Annotated in this window: 19 protein-coding genes; 10 read left to right on the top strand and 9 right to left on the bottom strand. The window is 69.2% G+C overall.

The features are described from left to right. Window position 1: 1 nt before the first annotated feature. Complete coding sequence (locus tag MSM1_RS12305) at window positions 2–1,501, bottom strand: DEAD/DEAH box helicase (RefSeq protein ID WP_213442533.1); 1,500 nt, start codon at window positions 1,499–1,501, stop codon at window positions 2–4. 236 nt (window positions 1,502–1,737) lie between these two features. On the opposite strand from MSM1_RS12305, the gene MSM1_RS12310 reads away from it, so the two are divergent. Beyond that, a complete protein-coding gene (locus MSM1_RS12310; RefSeq protein WP_213442535.1) occupies window positions 1,738–2,433 on the top strand; it encodes a ferritin-like fold-containing protein in 696 nt (231 codons plus the stop codon). A gap of 37 nt (window positions 2,434–2,470) precedes the next feature. On the opposite strand, the gene MSM1_RS12315 is transcribed toward MSM1_RS12310, so the two are convergent. Then, on the bottom strand, window positions 2,471–3,034 hold the full coding sequence (locus MSM1_RS12315; RefSeq protein WP_307857370.1) for an MmpS family transport accessory protein: 564 nt from the start codon (window positions 3,032–3,034) through the stop codon (window positions 2,471–2,473). Between the two features lie 358 nt (window positions 3,035–3,392). Between MSM1_RS12315 and MSM1_RS12320 the strand changes: the two genes are divergently transcribed. Next, window positions 3,393–3,641 (top strand): DUF3107 domain-containing protein, encoded by a 249-nt coding sequence (locus MSM1_RS12320; RefSeq protein WP_213442537.1) that lies wholly within the window; start codon window positions 3,393–3,395, stop codon window positions 3,639–3,641. Here the strand turns inward: MSM1_RS12320 and MSM1_RS12325 are convergent. Next, complete coding sequence (locus MSM1_RS12325) at window positions 3,628–4,311, bottom strand: TetR/AcrR family transcriptional regulator (protein WP_213442539.1); 684 nt, start codon at window positions 4,309–4,311, stop codon at window positions 3,628–3,630. The two genes, MSM1_RS12320 and MSM1_RS12325, sit on opposite strands and share 14 nt — an antisense overlap. A 106-nt stretch (window positions 4,312–4,417) precedes the next feature. Between MSM1_RS12325 and MSM1_RS12330 the strand changes: the two genes are divergently transcribed. The 3 genes from MSM1_RS12330 to MSM1_RS12340 all read left to right on the top strand — a co-directional run bounded on the left by MSM1_RS12330 (window position 4,418) and on the right by MSM1_RS12340 (window position 7,904). Further along, complete coding sequence (locus MSM1_RS12330) at window positions 4,418–5,524, top strand: DUF3152 domain-containing protein (protein ID WP_213442541.1); 1,107 nt, start codon at window positions 4,418–4,420, stop codon at window positions 5,522–5,524. A 293-nt stretch (window positions 5,525–5,817) separates the two neighbouring features. Further along, window positions 5,818–6,996 (top strand): adenylyltransferase/sulfurtransferase MoeZ, encoded by a 1,179-nt coding sequence (gene moeZ / locus MSM1_RS12335; RefSeq protein WP_213442543.1) that lies wholly within the window; start codon window positions 5,818–5,820, stop codon window positions 6,994–6,996. A 53-nt stretch (window positions 6,997–7,049) separates the two neighbouring features. Then, window positions 7,050–7,904, top strand: a complete 855-nt coding sequence (locus tag MSM1_RS12340; RefSeq protein ID WP_213442951.1) for a TIGR02569 family protein — start codon at window positions 7,050–7,052, stop codon at window positions 7,902–7,904. Window positions 7,905–7,926: 22 nt separating this feature from the next. On the opposite strand, the gene MSM1_RS12345 is transcribed toward MSM1_RS12340, so the two are convergent. The 4 genes from MSM1_RS12345 to MSM1_RS12360 all read right to left on the bottom strand — a co-directional run bounded on the left by MSM1_RS12345 (window position 7,927) and on the right by MSM1_RS12360 (window position 10,033). Next, the gene (locus MSM1_RS12345) at window positions 7,927–8,247 is read right to left on the bottom strand and encodes an MGMT family protein (RefSeq protein WP_213442545.1); all 321 of its coding nucleotides are present in this window, start codon (window positions 8,245–8,247) and stop codon (window positions 7,927–7,929) included. Between the two features lie 2 nt (window positions 8,248–8,249). Then, window positions 8,250–9,032 carry an alpha/beta fold hydrolase gene (locus MSM1_RS12350; protein ID WP_213442547.1) on the bottom strand — a complete coding sequence of 261 codons (783 nt, stop codon included), beginning with the start codon at window positions 9,030–9,032 and terminating at the stop codon, window positions 8,250–8,252. 382 nt (window positions 9,033–9,414) lie between these two features. Beyond that, window positions 9,415–9,618, bottom strand: coding sequence for a hypothetical protein (locus tag MSM1_RS12355; protein WP_213442550.1), 204 nt, complete (start codon window positions 9,616–9,618; stop codon window positions 9,415–9,417). After that, the gene (locus MSM1_RS12360) at window positions 9,578–10,033 is read right to left on the bottom strand and encodes a heat shock protein transcriptional repressor HspR (RefSeq protein WP_374101711.1); all 456 of its coding nucleotides are present in this window, start codon (window positions 10,031–10,033) and stop codon (window positions 9,578–9,580) included. Before MSM1_RS12360 ends, MSM1_RS12355 begins: the two co-directional genes overlap by 41 nt. A 278-nt stretch (window positions 10,034–10,311) precedes the next feature. Here MSM1_RS12360 and MSM1_RS12365 point away from each other — a divergent pair, with 278 nt between their 5' ends. The 3 genes from MSM1_RS12365 to MSM1_RS22435 all read left to right on the top strand — a co-directional run bounded on the left by MSM1_RS12365 (window position 10,312) and on the right by MSM1_RS22435 (window position 11,561). Further along, on the top strand, window positions 10,312–10,734 hold the full coding sequence (locus MSM1_RS12365) for an Hsp20/alpha crystallin family protein (protein WP_236056263.1): 423 nt from the start codon (window positions 10,312–10,314) through the stop codon (window positions 10,732–10,734). Window positions 10,735–11,021: 287 nt separating this feature from the next. Then, entirely contained in the window at window positions 11,022–11,348 is a 327-nt protein-coding gene (locus tag MSM1_RS12370; RefSeq protein WP_213442552.1) for a J domain-containing protein, read from the top strand. 78 nt (window positions 11,349–11,426) lie between these two features. Next, a complete protein-coding gene (locus tag MSM1_RS22435; protein WP_282100899.1) occupies window positions 11,427–11,561 on the top strand; it encodes a hypothetical protein in 135 nt (44 codons plus the stop codon). 61 nt (window positions 11,562–11,622) lie between these two features. On the opposite strand, the gene MSM1_RS21845 is transcribed toward MSM1_RS22435, so the two are convergent. Continuing rightward, window positions 11,623–12,228 carry a transposase gene (locus tag MSM1_RS21845; protein WP_236055974.1) on the bottom strand — a complete coding sequence of 202 codons (606 nt, stop codon included), beginning with the start codon at window positions 12,226–12,228 and terminating at the stop codon, window positions 11,623–11,625. Next, on the bottom strand, window positions 12,225–13,127 hold the full coding sequence (locus tag MSM1_RS21850) for a transposase (protein ID WP_307857372.1): 903 nt from the start codon (window positions 13,125–13,127) through the stop codon (window positions 12,225–12,227). Before MSM1_RS21850 ends, MSM1_RS21845 begins: the two co-directional genes overlap by 4 nt. 120 nt (window positions 13,128–13,247) lie before the next feature. Here MSM1_RS21850 and MSM1_RS12380 point away from each other — a divergent pair, with 120 nt between their 5' ends. Both MSM1_RS12380 and MSM1_RS12385 read left to right on the top strand, forming a co-directional pair. Then, window positions 13,248–16,382: an ATP-dependent DNA helicase gene (locus MSM1_RS12380; protein WP_213442554.1), complete on the top strand. Its 3,135-nt coding sequence runs from the start codon at window positions 13,248–13,250 to the stop codon at window positions 16,380–16,382. Beyond that, complete coding sequence (locus tag MSM1_RS12385; RefSeq protein WP_213442556.1) at window positions 16,379–19,678, top strand: ATP-dependent DNA helicase; 3,300 nt, start codon at window positions 16,379–16,381, stop codon at window positions 19,676–19,678. Before MSM1_RS12380 ends, MSM1_RS12385 begins: the two co-directional genes overlap by 4 nt. Window positions 19,679–19,758 lie beyond the last annotated feature (80 nt).

Genomic DNA, 19,758 nt, shown 5'->3' on the forward strand with positions numbered 1-19,758 from the left:
TTCAGCTAGTGCTGGCGGCCAGTATTGCCGGCGTCTCTGCCCGCCGCGGGCGCCGGCGGCGCCGGTGGCGCACAGCATCGCCGGGCGGTGATCCGGAGGGCGGCTGCGACGCAGCCTCTCCGGTGGTGCTCAGGGGCGCGGTCACGGGTTTGCCGCCGCGGGTACGCCGCCGCGGCCGGATGCGGTTGTGGGGCCGGGTGGCGCGTGACTGCCGACGGTCATGGTCGGACTCGTGGCGTTTGGGTGGCGAGGGACGCGTCGCGCCGACGCTACCGCCGGCGTCGGCCGGAATGCTCAACTCGCTGTACAGATGCGGCGAGCTGGAATAGGTCTCGGCGGGTGCCGGGCAACCCAGGCCCAGTGCTTTGTCGATCATCGCCCACCGTTCCAGCTCATCCCAGTCGACGAGGGTGACGGCGGTCCCGGTGCGGCCGGCCCGGCCGGTGCGGCCGATCCGGTGCACGTAGTTGTGCTCGTCGTCGGGGCACTGGTAGTTGATGACGTGGGTGACGTCGTCGATGTCCAGACCACGGGCGGCCACGTCGGTGGCGACCAGCACGTCGATCCCGCCCGTGCGAAACGCCTTCAGCGCCTTTTCGCGGGCCACCTGCCCGAGATCGCCGTGCACGGCGCCGGCCTTGAAGCCACGTTCGGCCAGCTCGTCGGCAACCTTCTGGGCAGTGCGCTTGGTACGGGTGAAGATCATCGTGGCACCCCGGTCCCGCGCCTGCAGTATCCGGCTGACCAGCTCCACCTTGTCCAGCGCGTGAGCGCGGTACACGAACTGCGCGGTGGCGTCATGCACGGCCGAGCTGTGCGGTGCCTCGGCGCGGATGTGGGTGGGCCGGCTCATGAAAGTGCGCGCCAGCGTGATGACCGAATCCGGCATGGTGGCCGAGAACAGCATCGACTGCCGGCTGTCGGGGATCTGGAGCAGAATGCGCTCGATGTCGGGCAGGAAGCCCAGGTCAAGCATCTCGTCAGCCTCGTCGAGCACCAGCACCGCTACCCCGCCCAGCCGCAGATGGTCCTGCCGGGCCAGGTCAATCAGCCTGCCCGGGGTTCCCACAACCACGTCGGCGCCGGCGCGCAGTCCGTCGATCTGCGGCTCGTAGGCACGCCCGCCGTAGATGGACACCACCGACAGCCGGCGACCGTCGGGGGCGGTGAGGTATTTCGCCGCGGCGGCCAGGTCACCGGTCACCTGCAGGCACAGCTCCCGGGTGGGCACCACCACCAGGGCCCGTGGAACGCCGGTGAGCGGCCGCTCGCCGGCCGGCGCCGTGATGCGCTGCAGCAGCGGCACCCCGAACGCGAGGGTCTTACCCATGCCGGTGCGAGCCTGGCCGATGATGTCCTCGCCGGCGAGCGCCAGCGGCAGCGTCAGCTCCTGGATGGCAAAGGGATGGTCGATGCCGTCGTCGGCGAGTGCGCGCACTATTTCGTCGCGGACTCCGAGTTCGGCAAACGTGGGTCGAGTTGTCGTTTGAAGGTGGGTCATGCGTGGGCAATAGGCCTTTCGGTGTTCGGTTGGGTCAATCTCGTCGCGGTCCACGCGCGCACGAGCCGACTGCCGAAAACGTTGCCAAGTCGCGGGCCCTGCGCCAAGTCAGGCGGGCCAACTGTGCACGCACATTTCGCTCTAGCGGCCATCGGGAAACAGCCACTGCCTTTCATAGTAGCGGGTCGGGCGACGCAGCCCCGGTTTGCGCTGCATACGCCGACTAGAGTGTTGCCATGTCTTCGCTGTCGCGTGCTGACGAGGTGACCGACCCGCCTCCGCCGCGCCTGCCCGCGGATCATCCGGGGGTCAACGAGTTGTTCGCGCTGCTGGCCTACGGCGAGGTGGCCGCGTTTTATCGACTCGCCGACGAGGCGCGGATGGCACCGGACCTGCGGGGGCGGATTTCGATGGCGCGGATGGCGGCCGCCGAGATGGGGCACTATGAGCTGTTGCGCGAGGCCCTGGAACGACGTGGCGTCGACGTAGTGCCGGCGATGTCCAAGTACGCGTCGGTGCTCGATGACTACCACCGGCTGACCACGCCGAGCACCTGGCTGGAGGCGTTGGTGAAGACCTATGTCGGCGATGCCCTGGCCGCCGATTTCTACCTGGAGATCGCCGACGGGCTACCCGACGAGGTCGCCGATGTGGTGCGTGCGGCGCTGGCGGAGACCGGGCACTCGCAGTTCGTCGTCGCTGAAGTGCGGGCCGCGGTGACTTCGAGCGCCAGGCAGCGCAGCCGGCTGGCGCTGTGGTCTCGCCGCCTGCTCGGTGAGGCGATCACCCAGGCTCAGTACGTGTTGGCCCTCCATGACGAGCTGGTGGATCTGGTGGTCTCCGCCACAGCGGGGCTAAGCCAGTTGGGCGCGTTTTTCGACCGTTTACAGCAAACCCACGCCAGGCGAATGCGCGATCTGGGCCTGGGCTAGCCTGTCGGCGGTCCGATCCTCCGGATAGGCCGTGCGGTCAGCGGGTGCAGGTGGCGATCATCGTATTGCTGGTGGACGCCGCGATCGTCTGACCTTCGGCGTCGATGATCGCGCAGTTAAGCCGGCCGTACAGGCTGGTCGCGACGACGGACCGGGTCTGCACGCCCGGGTTCAAGACCACCGTCTTATTCCACGGCAGCGCCACATTGAAGTCGGTGTGGGGCAGGCCCTGGGCGTCGGTGTAGATCACGGTCACCACATCGAGGAGTTGCTTGGTCCCGGTCACCGTGTAAACGACGGTGCGGGGATTCACGGGGGGCGCTGCGGGCGGGCTGACTGCCGGCGGTGGGACGGTCGGTTCCGCGGTGGGCGTTTCGGCGGTGGGCGGTGTCGTGGGAGGCGGTGGCAGCGTGGTGACCGTTTCGGGAGGGAGCACCGCGGGGGGCGCCGCTTTCGGGCTTGTCGGCCGTGGTTGGGCGGTCACCGTTCGACTCGGTGAGGGCATCACGGTGGCCGTCGTTGACGCGCTGTCCCCACCGTTGACGATGACGATGGTGGCGATGACGGCCAGCACCAGCACACCGCCGGCGACGGCGGCCACGGGGCGCCAGCGATGGTCGTGTGGTTCGGCGCGCCGATCGCCGTCGGCGCTGGTCGCGTCGTTCGGGCGGTCCTCGATGGCGGCGCCGAGCCGGTGTCTGGTACTGATGATGCTGATGATATATATGTAAACTAGATGGGTCTAAGTGAGGCGTGGGCGTGTCGGCCGATCGCCGGCGGTGGTGAGGCGGCGGTGGTGAGGCGGCGGTGGTGAGGCGGCGGTGGTGAGGCGGCTCGCCGGCGCCCGTCGCTGCGGACGGCCGGGCCCCGTCTGCTGCCCGCGTCCACTAGCCTGCTGCTAAGACGATGTTGTCTGCAGGTTTGCCCGAGGGGCCTGAAGGTGGACGGAAGGGATCGGCGTGGAGGTCAAGATCGGTATCACGGACAGCCCCCGCGAGCTGGTGTTCACGACGAGGCAGACGCCCGATGAGGTCGAAGCACTGGTCAGCGCCGCCCTGCGCAAGGACTCGGAGGTGTTGAGCCTCTCCGACGAGAGGGGGCGTCGCTATTTGATTCACAGCGCCAAGATCGCCTACGTCGAGATCGGTGTCGCCGACGCGCGCCGGGTGGGCTTCGGGATCGGGGTGGAGTCCGCTAGGAGCGGGTAAGCGGCACGTGCGACAGCCCGCCCCAGGCGAATTGCACGGTGCCCTCCACGGCCTCTTCTTTAGAGATCGGACGGTCGGCGTGCAGCCAGTACCTGGCGCAGTCGACGCTGATGGCCACTAGTCCGACCGCGATCATCCGGGCCCGGTGGGGCTCCAGCCCGGAATCCGCGCTGATCAGGTCGAACACCGCGTCGGTGCACGCCTCGGTGGCCACCCGCACCTGCGCAGCGACCTGTGGCTCGGTGACGTAGTCGTTCTCGAAGATCAGCCGATAGCCCTGGTTCTCATGCTCGATGAAGTCGAAGAACGCCTGCACCGCCGCGCGTAATCGCCGCCGGTTGTCGGTGGTGGTACGCAACGCTTGGCGCACGCTGGACACCAGATTGTCCACGTGCCGTTGGAGCACCGCCAGATATAATTCCAGTTTACTTGAAAAGTGTTGGTATAGAACAGGTTTACTAACCCCAGCCCGCTCGGCGATTTCGTCCATGCCGGCCGCGTGGTAGCCGCGGTCGACGAACACCTCGCTGGCGGCGATGAGCAATTGGCTTCGGCGCTCGTCTCGGGGCAGCCGGTTACCGCGCCGGTTGGTGACCAGGCTGTCCAGGGAGGCATCGCTGCCGGACGGTTTCTCGGCGCCCGGTTCCGCCGCGTTGGCGAGATCACTCATCGAATCCTCAATTTGGGTTGGGTTCGCCGCCGACCGTTGCTTGTAGCGCGGCTTGTCGCACCGACACTACTACCGTCGGTGTGTTAGCCCTTTGCGATCGGCGCCGATGTGCGGGCCGTCGCACCGCGTCGGCAAGGCTATCAGGCGCGCCGCAGCTTACAGCCCACCGCCACTGTGTCATCCTGGGGCTGTGACATCGTCGCGGCAGTGGCCCAGCGCCGGTCGGCTACCGGTGCTCCGCGACGAGTGGCGAGAGCCGTTGCGCGCGCAGCGTGATCCCCTTGCGTGGAGTCCCGGCCGAGCGCGGGCCAACCGTGAGCGGCGCCGTTGGCGCAAACAAACATGGCTCGGCCGTTTCGTGTCCACCTATGGGTGGCGCGCGTACGCCCTGCCCGCGCTGGTGGTGCTCACCGCGGTGGTGGTGTATCAGACGGTGGCCGGAACCGGTGCGCCGGCTCCGGCCTCCCAGGAACCGGCTCAGCGGCCGGTGGCCATCGGGGCGGTGGGCACAGCGATCATCGACGCGCCGCCCGCAGGCCTCGTCCACTTCGATGCCAGCCTGCCCACCGGCATGCTGCCCGACGGCGGCCCGTTCACCGTGGCAGGTGACAAGAGCTGGCATGTCGTCCCGGGCACCGAGCCGCAGGTCGGCCGGGGCACCGCCAAGGTGTTCAGGTACACCGTCGAGGTCGAAAACGGTATCGATCCGACGATGTTCGGCGGCGACGATGCGTTTGCGCGGATGATCGACCAGACGCTGGCCAACCCCAAAGGCTGGACGCATAACCCGCAGTTCGCGTTTACCAGGGTCGACAGCGGAAACCCCGACTTTCGGGTTTCGTTGACGACCCCGATGACGGTGCGCGAGGGATGCGGTTACGAGTTCCCGCTGGAGACGTCCTGCTATAACCCGTCGTTCGGGCCCGCCGGCCAGGCACGGGTGTTCATTAACGAGGCGCGATGGGTTCGCGGGGCGGTCCCCTTCGAGGGCGACGTGGGCTCCTACCGGCAGTATGTGATCAACCACGAGGTCGGCCATGCAATCGGATATCTCCGCCACGAGTCGTGCGACAAGCAGGGCGGGTTGGCGCCGGTGATGATGCAGCAGACGTTTTCCACCTCCGATGACGATGCCGCGAAGTTCGACCCGGAATGGGTCAAGCCGGATGGCAAGTCCTGTCGATACAACCCCTGGCCCTATCCGATCGCCTAATGCCCCAATGCACCCGGGACCGGGTCGCGGGCGCGGGCCGGGAAACCCCGACCCGGCTTGGGCAGCCGGGCCGGACGCCCGCCGGGCACCGGCAAGAACCGGCGGCTGCGGGCCGGCGGGAAGCTACCTGGGACCGTTACCGTTGACCTGTTTGCCGTGGGCGCTGACAACTGCTGTGATGGTGGTGGCTAACACTGGTGAGGAACGCAACATTGCCTGGCGACGAGGCGAGCCGCGCCGCGGACAGGAAGCGAGCCGGGCAGTTGGAAAGAGGAGATAACGAGGAGACAGTGGTGTCGACATCGTTGCCGCCGCTGGTGGAGCCGGCGGCCGAGCTGACCCGAGAAGAAGTTGCCCGCTATAGTCGGCATCTCATCATCCCCGACTTGGGTGTCGACGGGCAGAAACGGCTAAAAAACGCCCGGGTGCTGGTGATCGGGGCCGGTGGGCTGGGGGCGCCGGCGTTGCTCTATTTGGCCGCAGCCGGCGTCGGCACCATCGGCATCGTCGATGACGACGTCGTCGACGAGTCGAACCTGCAGCGTCAGATCATCCATGGCATGTCGGATATCGGCCGGCCCAAGGGGCAGTCGGCACGGGATTCGATCGCCGAGATCAACCCGCTGGTCCAGGTGCGCGTGCATGAGATGCGGCTGCAGCCGGACAACGCCGTCGACTTGTTCGCGCAATACGACCTGATCTTGGACGGCACCGATAACTTCGCCACCCGCTATCTGGTCAACGATGCCGCCGTGCTGGCGAAAAAGCCGTACGTGTGGGGATCGATCTACCGCTTTGAGGGCCAGGTCTCGGTGTTCTGGGAGGACGCGCCGGGCGGGCGTGGCCTCAACTACCGGGACTTGTATCCGGCGCCGCCGCCGCCCGGCATGGTGCCGTCCTGCGCCGAGGGCGGGGTGCTGGGCATCTTGTGCGCCTCCATCGCGTCGGTGATGGGCACCGAGGCCATCAAGCTGATCACCGGGATCGGCGAACCGTTACTGGGCCGGCTGCTGGTATATGACGCCCTGGAGATGAGCTATCGCACGATCACGGTTCGCAAAGATCCGTCGACGCCCAAAATCACCGAGTTGGCTGACTACGAGGAATTCTGCGGTGCGGTGTCCGACGAGGTCGCCGACGCGGCGGCCGGATCCACCATCACCCCCCGTGAGCTGCGTGCGTTGCTGGATTCCGGCAAGCAGCTGGCCTTGATCGACGTCCGCGAGCCGGTGGAGTGGGCCATCAACCGCATCGACGGCGCGCAGTTGATCCCGCAATCGTTGATCAACTCCGGTGAGGGTCTGGCCAGGCTGCCCCAGGACCGGACACCGGTGCTGTACTGCAAGACGGGAGTGCGCTCCGCGGAGGCCCTGGCCGTGGTGAAGAAGGCGGGTTTCTCCGACGCGGTGCACTTGCAGGGCGGCATCGTGGCGTGGGCCAAGCAGATCCAGCCCGACATGGTGATGTACTGATCGTCGCGGGACCTCAGCGCGGTTACCCTGAGCCTGTGAGCGTCGAGGACCGGTTGAGTGTCGAGCGGCCGCCCGAGCACGTTCTGGCGGCGTTCGGTCTGAGCGGTGTGCGCCCGGTGCTGTTAGGTGACGTGTGGGAAGGCGGTTGGCGGTGCGGCGAGGTGGTGCTGTCGATGGCAGTCGACCACGCCCGCGCCGCCTGGTCGGCGCGGGTGCGCGAGACCCTCTTCGTCGACGGTGTGCGTCTGGCCCGGCCGGTGCGCTCCACCGATGGTCGCTACGTGGTTTCCGGCTGGCGCGCAGACACGTTCGTCGCCGGCACGCCGGAGCCCCGACATGACGAAGTCGTCTCAACCGCAGTGCGTTTGCATGAGGCTACGGCCACACTGGAGCGTCCCAGATTCCTCACCCAAGGGCCTACGGAGCCATGGGCGGACGTCGATGTCTTCATCGCCGCCGACCGTGCCGCGTGGGAGGAGCGGCCGTTGCAATCCGTGCCGCCGGCCGCGCAGTTGGCCCCTCCGACAGCTGAGGGGCAGCGCTCGATCGATCTGATCAACCAGCTCGCCGGGCTGCGCCGGCCCACGAGGAGCCCCAGCCAGCTGGTGCACGGAGACCTTTATGGGACGGTGCTTTTCGAGGGCACCGCGGCGCCCGGGATCACCGACATCACACCCTACTGGCGGCCCGCCTCGTGGGCTGCGGGCGTGGTCGTCGTCGACGCACTCTCCTGGGGCGAGGCCGACGACGGACTGATCGAGAGGTGGAGCGCGTTCCCGGAGTGGCCGCAAATGTTGTTGCGCGCGTTGATATTCCGCCTGGCCGTCCATGCGCTGCACCCACGGTCCACGGCGGCCGCTTTTCCGGGGCTGGCCCGCACCGCGGCGTTGGTCCGGCTGATGCTCTAAGGGCGTCACTCCTCCCTGGCCGTTACCCGGCCGCATCCCCGCCGGGTGAAAAGTCGTAGCGGATCTCGCGCAACGGAACCCGGCCATCAACACTGAGAATCCCTTCAGCGCGCAGCAGTTCCAACTGGCGGGCGGCGAGATGCCGAGCCGGGCGCCCGGCTACGCTGATCACCCGATGCCAGGGCAGGTCGCCGCAGTCGGTGCGCATGATCCATCCGACGATCCGTGGACTGGGCAGTCCTGCGGCAGCGGCGATATCGCCGTAAGTAACGACCCGCCCCGCGGGGATGGCCGCTATCAGCGCACGCACCCGTTCGACCTGCTCATCGGTCACTCGCGCCACGGTCAGCGGATCTGCGCGCGGATCACCGCGGCGACCTCGGCGGGCTTGGCTTGCGCCACCATGTGCTGGCAATCGAAATCCAGCAGGCGAAAGTCGGATCCCAGCCGCTGTCGAAGCCCGGTGATGAGCTCCTGGGTGACATAAGGCGGCGAAGTCCGCTTCGCCCGCACTACGGTTGTCGGAGTTCCCTTGGGCGGCAGCACGATGGCACGGGCGAGCTCACTCCAGTAGGACATCATCGCCGGCAGGCTGATCCGCCAGCGGTAGCGGCCACCGGGCAGCGCGACCAGGTGCTGCTCGAGCTCGGCGTCCAGCACGGCAGGCGCTACGTCTGCCCAGGAGCCCGCGGCCTTGTCGGCGCGGGCCTCCGCCGCGCCCGGATAGTCGGGGAAGGCTAACATCGCGTCGGCGATTGCGCGCACCCGATCGCCGTTCAAACCGATCGCCGGGTCCAGCAACACCAGCGCCGCGACCAGGTCTGGGCGCGTAGCGGCCAGATGCAGCGCGATCGCGCCGCCGAACGAGTGCCCGACCACCAGCACCGGAAGGTTGGCCTGCTCATCGAGCAGACCGGCCAGCGCCCGGACGTTGGCGTCGATGGTCCAAGGTGCGGCCCACGACGACCTCCCGTGGCCGAGCAGATCGGGTGCGGCCAGGGCGACTTCCGGCAGGTGCTCGGCGGACAGCCGGTGCCAGCGCTGCCCGTGGCCGGTCAGCCCGTGCAGTGCCAAGATTCGCAGGGGGCCGGACGGACCGTAACGGTGTACGTAGAGATCGCCGCTCACGACTCGATGCTGCCAGCCGGGATTTCTCCCGGCGTCGCCTGGGCCGATGTGCCCGGAGCCGGCCCCGCATCGGCCGAAAGCGGCCGGCGCCGGCCCCGCATTGGCCGAAAGCGGGCCGAAAGCAGGCCGAAAGCACGAAAGAGCAGGAGATAGGCTCGACGGCACAAACGGCTAAGCGGCACCATGTGGTGCGGTCGACTTAGCGCGCTCGCTGGCCACCATCGCCGAAGCCCAGCACGGTAAGAACCTCGATGACGCCGCCGCCGTGGCCCGCACTGTCTGGGGACCCTTGTTCGGCCCTCAACCCGCGCGACCGACGGCCGCCTCGTTGCCCTCTGAGGACCCGTAACTCGCCGAACCGAGCCGCGACCAGGCGACGGTGTCAGCGCGGGAACTCTCCCTCCTCGTCAGGAATGGGCACGACGATCGCTTGATCGATCACGTCGGCCTCGTTGGCCTCGCGGTCGCCGATGCCGGTCAGATAGGAGATATCCAGGCCCGCATCCTCCCCGGCGACAATCGCTCGTTGTTCGGCCGCGTCGGCGTCAGGCGTTTCGCCGGTTCCCGCGGTTTCCCTGGCGTCCATCGCTCGAGCCCCTCCTTCCCCTTCTCGATGCGACGGTACCAGCTGCCGCCCGTCGGCCTGTCTTGAGCTTGGCGTTATCCAGTTGCAACTGGGTGTTGTGCGACTCCAGTTGGCTGTTTCTGCTCTGCAGCTCCAGTATCCGAGCGATGCCGGCCAGGTTGACGCCCTGCTGAACCAGATCGGTGATCTGCTTGAGCCGGTCGAGGTCGTCATCGCTGTAACGACGGGTACCGCCAGGCGTGCGGGACGGCCTCAACAGTCCCCAGCGCTCGTAGAGCCGCAACGTCTGCGGGCCGATTCCCGACAGCTCGGATGCCACCGAGATGCCGTATACACCGCGCGCAGACCGCGATGTGGCATCTTCGCCCAAATGGCGGTCTCTGTTGCGAGGAAACCTGTTAACGTCCACATACATAAAAATAGCATCTTTAACATGAAGAATCTATGTGGCTACACATAGGTTAGTCTCGTCCGTCTCGCGTTGTGTCTTCGGGTGTTGGTCGCTGCCGTACCGCCCGGCTATGGCAATTGCACTGCCCGCGTGGCGTCCTGCCTCATCGCTGGTGACCACGGGGTTCGCGGCAACCCGTGACTAGAAAATTTCTGTCTTCTACTTGCATAAGTCTTCTCGAGGTGATATGAAAAAGCTATGTCAGCAGACATAGATCATCTGCTGTAGGTCAGGAGGTGAACATGGTGTTGATCCGCACAGATCCGTTCCGTGAGCTTGACCGCTTGACGCAACAGGTGCTGGGGACGGCGGCCCGCCCGGCGGTGATGCCGATGGATGCCTGGCGGGAAGGTGACCGTTTCATCGTCGAATTCGATTTGCCTGGCGTGCAGACCGACTCTCTCGACCTCGACATCGAGCGCAACGTGCTTACCGTCCGCGCGGAGCGCCCCGAACTCGATCAGAGCCGGGAGATGGTCTCCGCAGAGCGGCCGCGCGGCGTGTTCAGCAGGCAGCTGTTTCTCGGAGAGAATCTGGACACCGACAAGATCGAAGCCAGCTACCATGACGGCGTATTGCGGCTGACGATCCCGGTGGCCGAACAGGCAAAGCCACGCCGCATCGCGATCAGCCACGACAGCGAGCGTACGGCGATCAAGGGCTGAAAGCCCTGGGCGGCGCGCCCAGTCGGTCGGGAACGACCCTCCGGCGCTGGGCGCGCCTTGCTCCGGGCACCCTGGCCGGCACGAGGAGGTGACGCGTCGACGGTGCCAGATCACCCGATGGCCCTGGTGCGGCCCGGAGATAGCGGCGCGCGAGCGATGCCGCAGGACGTGAGCGGGGCGTATGGGTCATCGATGCTTCGGGCGCGTGTCACGTCGGGCGCGCCCACCGAGGGCATGTCACCGCCGAGGTGGCCCCAGGGCACGGCTGGAAGGCGCGGCGCTCACCGATGACGGACCCCTACACGGTGCTGGGAGTATCGCCGACTGCGACGCAAGCCGAGATCACCCGCGCGTATCGGCGCCAATTGCGGAGCCTGCACCCGGATAGTCGTCGCGACACCGCGAATTCCGGTGCCGATGAGAAGCTGCGGGAAATCCTTGCCGCCTACGCGGTGCTGCGTGACCCGCGCCGACGAGCCGAATACGATCGCAGCGCCCGCCCGGTCAAGGACGCCGGGAAGCCCACCGGGCCGATCCGGATACGGGTCAGCCGTGTCAAGAGCGGGAATGACCAGCCTCCCCTGTGGGCGGGGCCGGTCCGCTGGCACCGTTGACCGCGCCCGCCGCGGATTGCGCCGGCGCTCCCGGAGCTAACGCGTGTCGAACAACTGGCTGCGGTCGAGTCGGCGGCAGTGGTTGCTGCAGCCGGTGGCGCGTTCGACGACCCACCGGCGGGGCTGGACCCGGAGGCCGGTGGTGGGTCGCGGTCCGGACACAACCTCGACGTTGACGCCGCCCGCGCCCCGGCGGCGGTCGAGCCGACGTGAGTTCCTAACTGAAGTCAAGCCACTTGGGGGTTCGTAGGCTTGCGTTTAGCGGGCTGGGATGTTAGAGCGCGTGGCGACTCCTGTGACTCTCCTGTGACTCCTGGCCCGCCTTTTTGCGGCGCTGGCGCATGAGTTTGTGGCGGACGTGGTCGCGGCGGCGGGGATGGAGTTGGTAGCGCTCTTTGACGATGGCTCGGCCTTCCGATTCGGTGATCGCGGTGCCATCGACGTCGCGCAGTTGGTAGGGCTGCCCGTTGCGCATGCAGGTGGCGATGCGGGTGATCAGCATGGTGGCCAGGTGGCAGATCGCCGAGTCGTGGTGGCGGTCCCCGGCCATTAGACGGTGGTACTTCGCGGCAAATTGGGGATCGACTTTGCGCGCCTGATCGGCTGCGGTGTAAAGCATTTCGCGTAGCAGCGGGTCGCCGGCCTTGGTGATCGACGACTCGGTCTTGACCACCCCCGATTGGCTGACTTTCGGGACCAGTCCGGTGTAGGCGCGGATCGCCGCGAGCGAGGTGAACCGGTGCGGATCACCGATCCGGCCGGCGATGACCGCGCTGATGGTGGCTCCGAGGCCGGGCGCGGACGCGACAATCCCCTGCGGGTCGGCCTGGGCGTAGAGGTTTGCGATCCGTTCGTCGATCTCTTTGATCTGACGGGTCAAAAACAGCGCTTGTTCGCCCTCGTGGGCGATGTCGGCGGCCAGTTCGCGAAGTTCATCTCATCGGTGCCGTCGACATTCCACAGGGCGAGGGTTTCTTTGGCCGCGACGATCAGGCCGGCGGCATGCTCGTCACGCCAGGCGCCACGGGACCGCGTGGCGAGAAACCTGGCCAGCCTGGCCTGGCCGAGCCGGATCACTGCGTGGGGATTGGCGTAGTGCGCCAGAAACTGCAGCGCGGCGTTGCCGTAGTTCGACCCGAGCGCCGCATACCAGGACGGTCCCAGCAGCTCGATGAGGGAGTCGAGGCGGGCATAGACCGCGGTGCGGCGCTTGACCATCGTGCAACGCTGCTTGGTGAGCCGCCGCAACGGATCAGCTGGGCCTTGCCCGGTGTAGGGACGCAATCCTTCAGGGTGCAGCAGCGCCAGCCGGGCCAACAGCTTTGAGTCGATCCGGTCGTTCTTGGCGTGCTTGGAGTAGTACTTGCGCAGGTCCGCTGACTGAGTCGTCGGCACCATCACCACCTTCGCGCCGCGCCGGCGAAACCACTCCGCCACCACAATCCAGGCGTTTCTGGTGGGCTCGAGCACCACCGTCAGCTCGCCTGGATCCTCGGCACCCACATCGGCCCACACCCGCTCCAGCTCGTCGGGGCGGGTCAAGAACTTACGGCCCCGCCACACCGTCTTGCCCTCACGGGCCAGCGTCGCCTGATGCGCTGCCCGGGCCGCGACGTCGATCCCCAACGTCAATGCCACTGCAAAACCCTCCTGCCACAAGCTCTTCCAGATCACCAGGTGACTGAGCGCCACGGCCACGGTCCAGACATTCTCTAAGCAGGAGTCCACACCACGGGCTGGCTCCAAGTTCCCGAGCAACAACACCGCGCGACCAGACACCAAAGTCCACGGGAGGCCGCTCAAATCTCAGGGATCACCAGGTGTCCCAGTCGGACCCTCGGACCTGCCCGTGGACTCACACCGAGGCTAAATGTCAGACCCCCGTGGTGTGATCGCGCTATGCGACACACCTGGGGCGCTGCGGCGCAGGCCGTGCTGGATCCAAGGTTGCGTGGGCGGATCCGCGTCCTGGGCGGTCCGGGCACCGGCAAGAGCAGCCTGCTGATCGACGCCGCTGCCGCCCGGATCGCTGCGGGCACCGACCCGAAATCGATTCTGCTCATCACCGGGTCCGGCCGTATCGGCACCCGGGCCCGCAGCGCGTTGACAACGTCGGTGTTGGCCGCCCATGCGGCCGGCCCGCGTCCCGCCGTGATCGGCGAGCCACTGGTACGCACCGTGCACAGCTACGCCTACGCCGTGCTGCGCCGGGCCGCTGAGGGTACCGGCGGTCGGCCACCGCGGCTGATCACCGGTTCCGAGCAGGACGCCATCATCCGGGAGTTGCTCGCCGGTGATGTTGCCGACGGCGCGGTCGCCTGGCCGGTGGCGCTGCGGCCCGCCCTGGGCAGTGCGGGCTTTGCCGCCGAGCTGCGTAATCTGTTGTCACGCTGCGCCGAACGCGGGGTGGGTCCGTTGGAGCTGCAGCGGCTGGGCCGCTCATGTGGACGCCCCGAATGGACGGCCGCCGGCCGCTTCGCCCAGCAGTACGAGCAGGTGATGCTGCTGAGGGCGGCGGTGGGAACCGCCGCTCCCCAGGCGAGCACACCGGCGCTGGATGCCGCCCAACTCGTCGGGGCGGCGCTGAATGCCTTGGCGGCCGATCCGCGGTTGCTGGCCGGCGAGCACGCCCGGATCCGGATTCTGCTGGTGGATGATGCGCAGCAGTTGGATCCGCAGGCCGCCCGGCTGGTCCGCCTGCTGGCGGCGGGCACCGAGCTGACCCTGATGGCCGGCGACCCCAACCAAGCGGTGTTCGGTTTCCGGGGGGCCGAGCCGGCCGCTCTGCTGGCTGACGACACGCCCGCGGTGGTGCTGGCGGTGTCTCATCGTTGCGCGCCCGCGGTGGCGCGTGCCGTCAGCGGCATCGCACGTCGGCTCCCCGGGAGCAGCGCCGGCAGGCACATCGATGGTGCCGGGCCCGATCACGGATCGGTCACCGTGCGTCTGGCCGCCTCGGCCCACGCGGAGGCCGCGCTGATCGCCGACACGCTGCGACGGGCTCATCTCATCGAGGGGATGCCGTGGTCTCAGATGGCGATCATCGTGCGATCGGTGCCGCGGGGTGCCGCGCGGTTGCCGCGAGCGCTGGGCGCCGCCGGCGTTCCCGTGGCTGTGCCAGCGGCCGGGATCCCGTTGGCGCGGCAACCCGCGGTGCAGGCCTTGCTGACGGTGCTGGCGGCCACCGCTCACGGGCTCGACGCCGAGCGCGCACTTACCCTACTGACCGGGCCCATCGGGCGGGTTGACCCGGTCGCCCTTCGGCAACTGTGGCGGGCCCTGCGCCGCGCAGACGCTGAGCGCACCCCCGACCGCCTCGGGGATCTGCTGGTTGAGGCGCTGTCCGGCGACTCGCCCCCGGACCTGCCGGGTGCACAGGCGCGTCCGCTGCGTCGGGTACGTGCCGTGCTGGACGCGGCCGCGCGCTGCCACCGAAATGGCCTGGACCCGCGCTACGCGCTGTGGGCGGCGTGGCGGCGATCCGGTCTGCAGGGTCGCTGGCTGAGGGCCACTAGGCGCGGGGGACCGAGTGGCGCCCAGGCCGCCCGGGACCTGGACGCGGTGAGCGCGTTGTTCGACGTCGCCGATCAGTACGTTTCCCGCATGGCCGGCGCCTCACTGGGCGGACTGGTCGAGCACGTCACTGCGCTGCAGCTGCCGCCGGTCAATCCCGATCCGGTGGTACCCGCAGAGCAGGTCACGCTGCTCAGCGCGCACGCCGCGCTGGGCCACGAGTGGGATCTGGTGGTCATCGCCGGACTGCAGGAAGGGTTGTGGCCAAATACGGTTCCCCGCGGCGGCGTGCTGCGTACCCAGGCGCTGCTGGACGTGCTCGACGGGGTTGGCCGGGACGCCTCGATGCGCGCGCCGCTGCTGGCCGAGGAGCGCCGGCTGCTGGTCGCGGCCATGGGCCGGGCGCGCCGCCGCGTGCTGGTGACCGCCGTAGACGGAAACGGCGCAGGTGGTGAGGCCGAGGAGGCGCTGCCCTCGGCGTTGTTCTTCGAGATCGCCCGCTGGGCCGGCGGCGACGGTGCTCCCGACGCGGCTCGGCCGGTCGCAGCACCGCGGGTGCTCTCGGCGCCCGCGGTGGTGGGGCGGTTGCGCGCGGTGGTATGCGCCCCGGAAGGCACCGTGGACGACGCGGATCGCAGCCGCGCCGCTGCCCACTTAGCGCGGCTGGCCAGGGCCGGCGTGCCGGGCGCCGATCCGGCCGCATGGCACGGCCTTATCCCGCTCAGCAGCACCGAGCCGTTGTGGCGCGGCGGGGCTCACCTCGTCACCTTGACCCCGTCGAGCTTGCAGACCCTCAACGACTGCCCGCTGCGCTGGCTGGCCGAGCGGCACGGCGGAACCGACGCCGCGGATCTGCGAGCAACGACCGGCTCGCTGCTGCACGCGCTGATGGCCCAGCCGGCCACCGGCGCATCGGCGCTGCTGGCCGAGCTGGAGGGGATGTGGAAACGGTTGCCGTTCGATTCGCCGTGGTATGCGGCCAACGAGCTGGCCCGCTACCGGGGCATGATCCAGGCCTTCCTGGAATGGCGGGCGCAGACCCGCCGCGAGCTGGCCGAGGTGGGTGTCGAGGTCGACGTCGACGGAGTCATCGACACCCCGGGCGGCGTGCCCGTCCGGTTGCGCGGCCGGATCGACCGAGTCGAGCGCGACGGCGCGGGCCGGCTGGTGGTCGTGGACCTGAAAACGGGCAAGACGCCGGTCAGCAAGGATGACGCGCAACGGCATCCTCAGCTGGGCGCCTACCAGTTGGCGGTGGCTGAGGGGCTGCTGGCTGCCGGCGGCGAGCCGGGTGGCGCGCGCCTGGTCTATCTCGGCAGAAACGGGGCCGACGGCGTCACCGAACGGGCGCAAGACCCGTTGACACCGGCGACCCGCGAGGAATGGCGCGCGCTGGTCGGGCGGGCGGCCGCGGCGAGCGCCGGACCACAGTTCCCGGCCCGGGTGAACGACGGCTGTGCGCAGTGCCCGATGCGGCCGAGCTGCCCGGCCCACAGCGGCTTCGGCCCGGAGCCGCGATGACGATCCCGCCGCCGCGCCACAGCCCGGCCGAGCTGGCCCACGCGCTCGGCCTTGTCGAGCCCACCGCCGAGCAGGCCGCGATCATCGCCGCGCCCCCCGGCCCGCTGGTCGTCATCGCTGGAGCCGGTGCCGGCAAAACCGAGACCATGGCCGCGCGGGTGGTGTGGCTCGTCGCCAACGGCTACGCCGAGCCCGGTCAGGTGCTGGGGTTGACGTTCACCCGCAAGGCCGCCGGCCAGCTGCGGCGCCGGGTCCGGTCCCGGCTCGCCCGATTGGCCGGCTCCGGTCTGGCCGGCAGCGACCCGGCGACCGGGCCGGACGCCCAGTTCGCGGTTGGCCCGGTGGTGAGCACCTATCACGCCTTCGCCGGCTCGGTGCTGCGTGACCACGGCCTGTTGGCCGCGGTCGACCCCGATACCCGGCTGCTGGGCCAGACCGAGCTCTGGCAGCTGGCCTTTGACGTGGTCAACGGGTATCCCGGCGAGCTGCGCACGGAGAAAACGCCGGCCGCGGTCACCTCGACGGTGCTGCGGCTATGGGGCCAGCTCACGGAGCACCTGGTTGACGTCGACCAGCTGCGGGAAACCCATGTCGAGCTGCACCGGCTGGCGCACACCCTGCCGGCGGGCCCGCACCAGCGCGGCGACGGCCCCAGCCAGTCGCTGCTGCGGATGCTGGCCACCCAGACCGAGCGCGCCGAGCTGGTGCCGTTACTCGACGCGCTGCGGCGGCGGATGCGCGCCGAAAACGTGATGGACTTCGGGCTGCAGATGGCGTCCGCCGCCCGGTTGGCTTCGGGGTTCCCCCAGGTTGGCGAACAGCTACGGCAGCGCTACCGGGTAGTGCTGCTCGACGAGTACCAGGACACCGGATACGCTCAGCGCGTCGCGTTGTCGTCGCTCTTCGGCGGCGGCGTCGACGACGAGTTGGCGCTGACAGCCGTCGGCGACCCGGTCCAGTCGATCTACGGCTGGCGGGGCGCCTCGGCCACGAACTTGCCGCTGTTTTGCACCGATTTCCCCCGCTCGGACGGCGCCCCTGCGCCGGTCCTGGAGCTGCGCACCAGCTGGCGCAACCCGCCGGCGGTCCTTCACGTGGCCAACGCCGTCTCGGCGCCCGCGCGGCAACGCGCGATCACGGTGCATGCCCTGCGCTCGCGTCCTGCCGCGCCGCCGGGCACCGTGCGCTGCGCGCTGCTACCCGACGTGCGAAGCGAACGCGAATGGATCGCCGATCATATGCAGCGGCGCTACCGGCGAGCCGCGGCCGACGGTGTCCCCCCGCCGACTGCCGCCGTGCTGGTGCGCCGCAACAGTGACGCCGCACCGATGGCCCAGGCGCTGCGCGCCCGTGGCCTCCCGGTTGAGGTGGTCGGCGCGGCGGGCCTGCTGTCGGTTCCCGAGGTTGCCGACGTGGTGGCGATGCTGCGCCTGGTCGTCGACCCGGCCGCCGGCGCCGCAGCGATGCGCGTGCTCACCGGTCCGCGGTGGCGCCTCGGTGCCCGCGACATCGCCGCGCTGTGGCGGCGCGCGCGGGAGCTCGCCGGCAGCGCGCAGTCGAGTGCGGCACGAAACGCGCGGGACGCCGATGCGGCATGCCTGGCCGACGCGCTGAGCGACCCGGGGCCGGCCAGCCGGTATTCCACTGCGGGGCATCGGCGCATCTTGGCGCTGGCCGGGGAGCTCAACGCGCTGCGCAGCCACCTCACCCATCCGCTTGCCGACCTGGTCGCCGAGGTGCGCGGGGTGCTGGGCGTTGACTGCGAGGCGCACGCCGCGCACGCGGGATCCGCGGACCGCACCGGGACCGAGCACCTCGAGGCGTTCGCCGATGTGGTCAGCGGCTACAGCGAGCGGGCCGCCGCGCGAAACGGCGTGGCCGGGCCTTCGGCAGCGGGATTCCTGGCCTACCTGGACGCCGCCGCGATGGTCGAGGATGGCTTGCCGAGCCCTCAGTTCGCCGCCGCGCGGGATCGGGTCCAGGTGCTCACCGTGCACGCCGCCAAAGGCTTGGAGTGGCAGGTGGTGGCGGTGCCGCACCTTTCGGCCGGGGTTTTCCCGAGCACCGCGCGCGCCCGCACCTGGTTGACCGACCCCGCCGAGCTGCCGCCACTGTTGCGCGGCGATCGCGTGTCGGCGAACGCCCACGGGGTGCCGGTTCTGGACACGTCGGATGTGTGCAATCGAAAACAGCTGAGCGACAAGATCTCCGCACACCGCCGCCAGCTCGAGCAGCGGCGCCTCGACGAGGAACGCCGGCTGTTGTATGTGGCCATCACCCGAAGCGAGGACACGCTGCTGCTGTCTGGCTATCACTGGGGCGCCACCGGGATCAACGCGCGCGGCCCGTCAGCGTTCCTGTGTGAGCTCAAGGACGTCATCGACCGCTCGGCCACGGCAGGCCGGACGTGCGGGGTGGCGGAACGATGGGCACCGCCACCGCCTGCTGGCACCAGAAACCCGTTGCGCGACAACGCTGTCGAAGCAACCTGGCCTGCCGACCCGTTGGGGGAGCGCCGTCGCGACGTCGAACGTGGCGCGGCGCTGGTGGCCGCGGCGATCTCGGCCGGCGTGGTGCCGCCCGGCACCGACACCGGCGGTTGGGCGATCGACGTCGACGCGCTAGTGGCCGAGCGGGCCCGCACCTCGCGACCCGCGGCGCGCGCCCTGCCCACCCAGCTGTCGGTGAGCAACCTCGTGGAGCTGGCCCGCGACCCGGTGCGCGCGGTGCCGCGCCTAACGCATCGGCTGCCCACGCGTCCCGATCCGCATGCGGTGCTGGGCAGCGCTTTCCATGAGTGGGTGCAGCAGTTCTACGGGGCCGGGCGGCTGTTCGACCTCGGCGACCTGGCGGGCTCGGCGGACAGCAACCCGGCGTGGTCGCACAGCAAGGAGTTCGCCGCGTTGCAGACGGCGTTCGCCAGCTCGCAGTGGGCCGGGCGCACTCCGGTCGCGGTGGAGGTGCCGTTCGAGATGCCGATCGGTGACACCGTGGTGCGCGGACGCGTCGACGCGGTTTTTGCCGAGCCGGATGGCGGCGCCACGGTAGTGGACTGGAAAACCGGCGAGCCGCCGGCGGGGCCGAACGCGATGCGGGAGGCCGCGATCCAACTGGGTGTCTACCGCCTGGCCTGGGCCGCATTGTGCGGATGCCCGGAGTCGTTGGTGCGTGCAGCGTTCCACTACGTTCGCACCGGGATCACGGTGGTCCCGGACGCCCTGCCCGGCCGCGACGAGCTGACGGCGTTGCTGGCCCACTCGGCCGGCGGCGCCGCCGGCCGCTGTTCCGCTAGCTGAGTTCCCGCGCCGGGCGGGGGCTCGCCACGGTCATGGTGCTTACATGGTGTCGTGCGCCACGAGCCGATGACGGATTGCGA

The organism is Mycobacterium sp. SM1, from assembly GCF_018361265.1.
Lineage (GTDB): Bacteria > Actinomycetota > Actinomycetes > Mycobacteriales > Mycobacteriaceae > Mycobacterium.

What these genes read in the sequence shown, in the direction of transcription:
- MSM1_RS12305 (WP_213442533.1), bottom strand. Translation starts at nt 1,501, where the DNA reads ATGACCCACCTTCAAACGACAACTCGACCCACGTTTGCCGAACTCGGA.
- MSM1_RS12310 (WP_213442535.1), top strand. Translation starts at nt 1,738, where the DNA reads ATGTCTTCGCTGTCGCGTGCTGACGAGGTGACCGACCCGCCTCCGCCG.
- MSM1_RS12325 (WP_213442539.1), bottom strand. Translation starts at nt 4,311, where the DNA reads ATGAGTGATCTCGCCAACGCGGCGGAACCGGGCGCCGAGAAACCGTCC.
- MSM1_RS12330 (WP_213442541.1), top strand. Translation starts at nt 4,418, where the DNA reads ATGTGCGGGCCGTCGCACCGCGTCGGCAAGGCTATCAGGCGCGCCGCA.
- MSM1_RS12355 (WP_213442550.1), bottom strand. Translation starts at nt 9,618, where the DNA reads ATGGACGCCAGGGAAACCGCGGGAACCGGCGAAACGCCTGACGCCGAC.
- MSM1_RS12360 (WP_374101711.1), bottom strand. Translation starts at nt 10,033, where the DNA reads ATGTATGTGGACGTTAACAGGTTTCCTCGCAACAGAGACCGCCATTTG.
- MSM1_RS12365 (WP_236056263.1), top strand. Translation starts at nt 10,312, where the DNA reads ATGGTGTTGATCCGCACAGATCCGTTCCGTGAGCTTGACCGCTTGACG.
- MSM1_RS12370 (WP_213442552.1), top strand. Translation starts at nt 11,022, where the DNA reads ATGACGGACCCCTACACGGTGCTGGGAGTATCGCCGACTGCGACGCAA.
- MSM1_RS12380 (WP_213442554.1), top strand. Translation starts at nt 13,248, where the DNA reads ATGCGACACACCTGGGGCGCTGCGGCGCAGGCCGTGCTGGATCCAAGG.
- MSM1_RS12385 (WP_213442556.1), top strand. Translation starts at nt 16,379, where the DNA reads ATGACGATCCCGCCGCCGCGCCACAGCCCGGCCGAGCTGGCCCACGCG.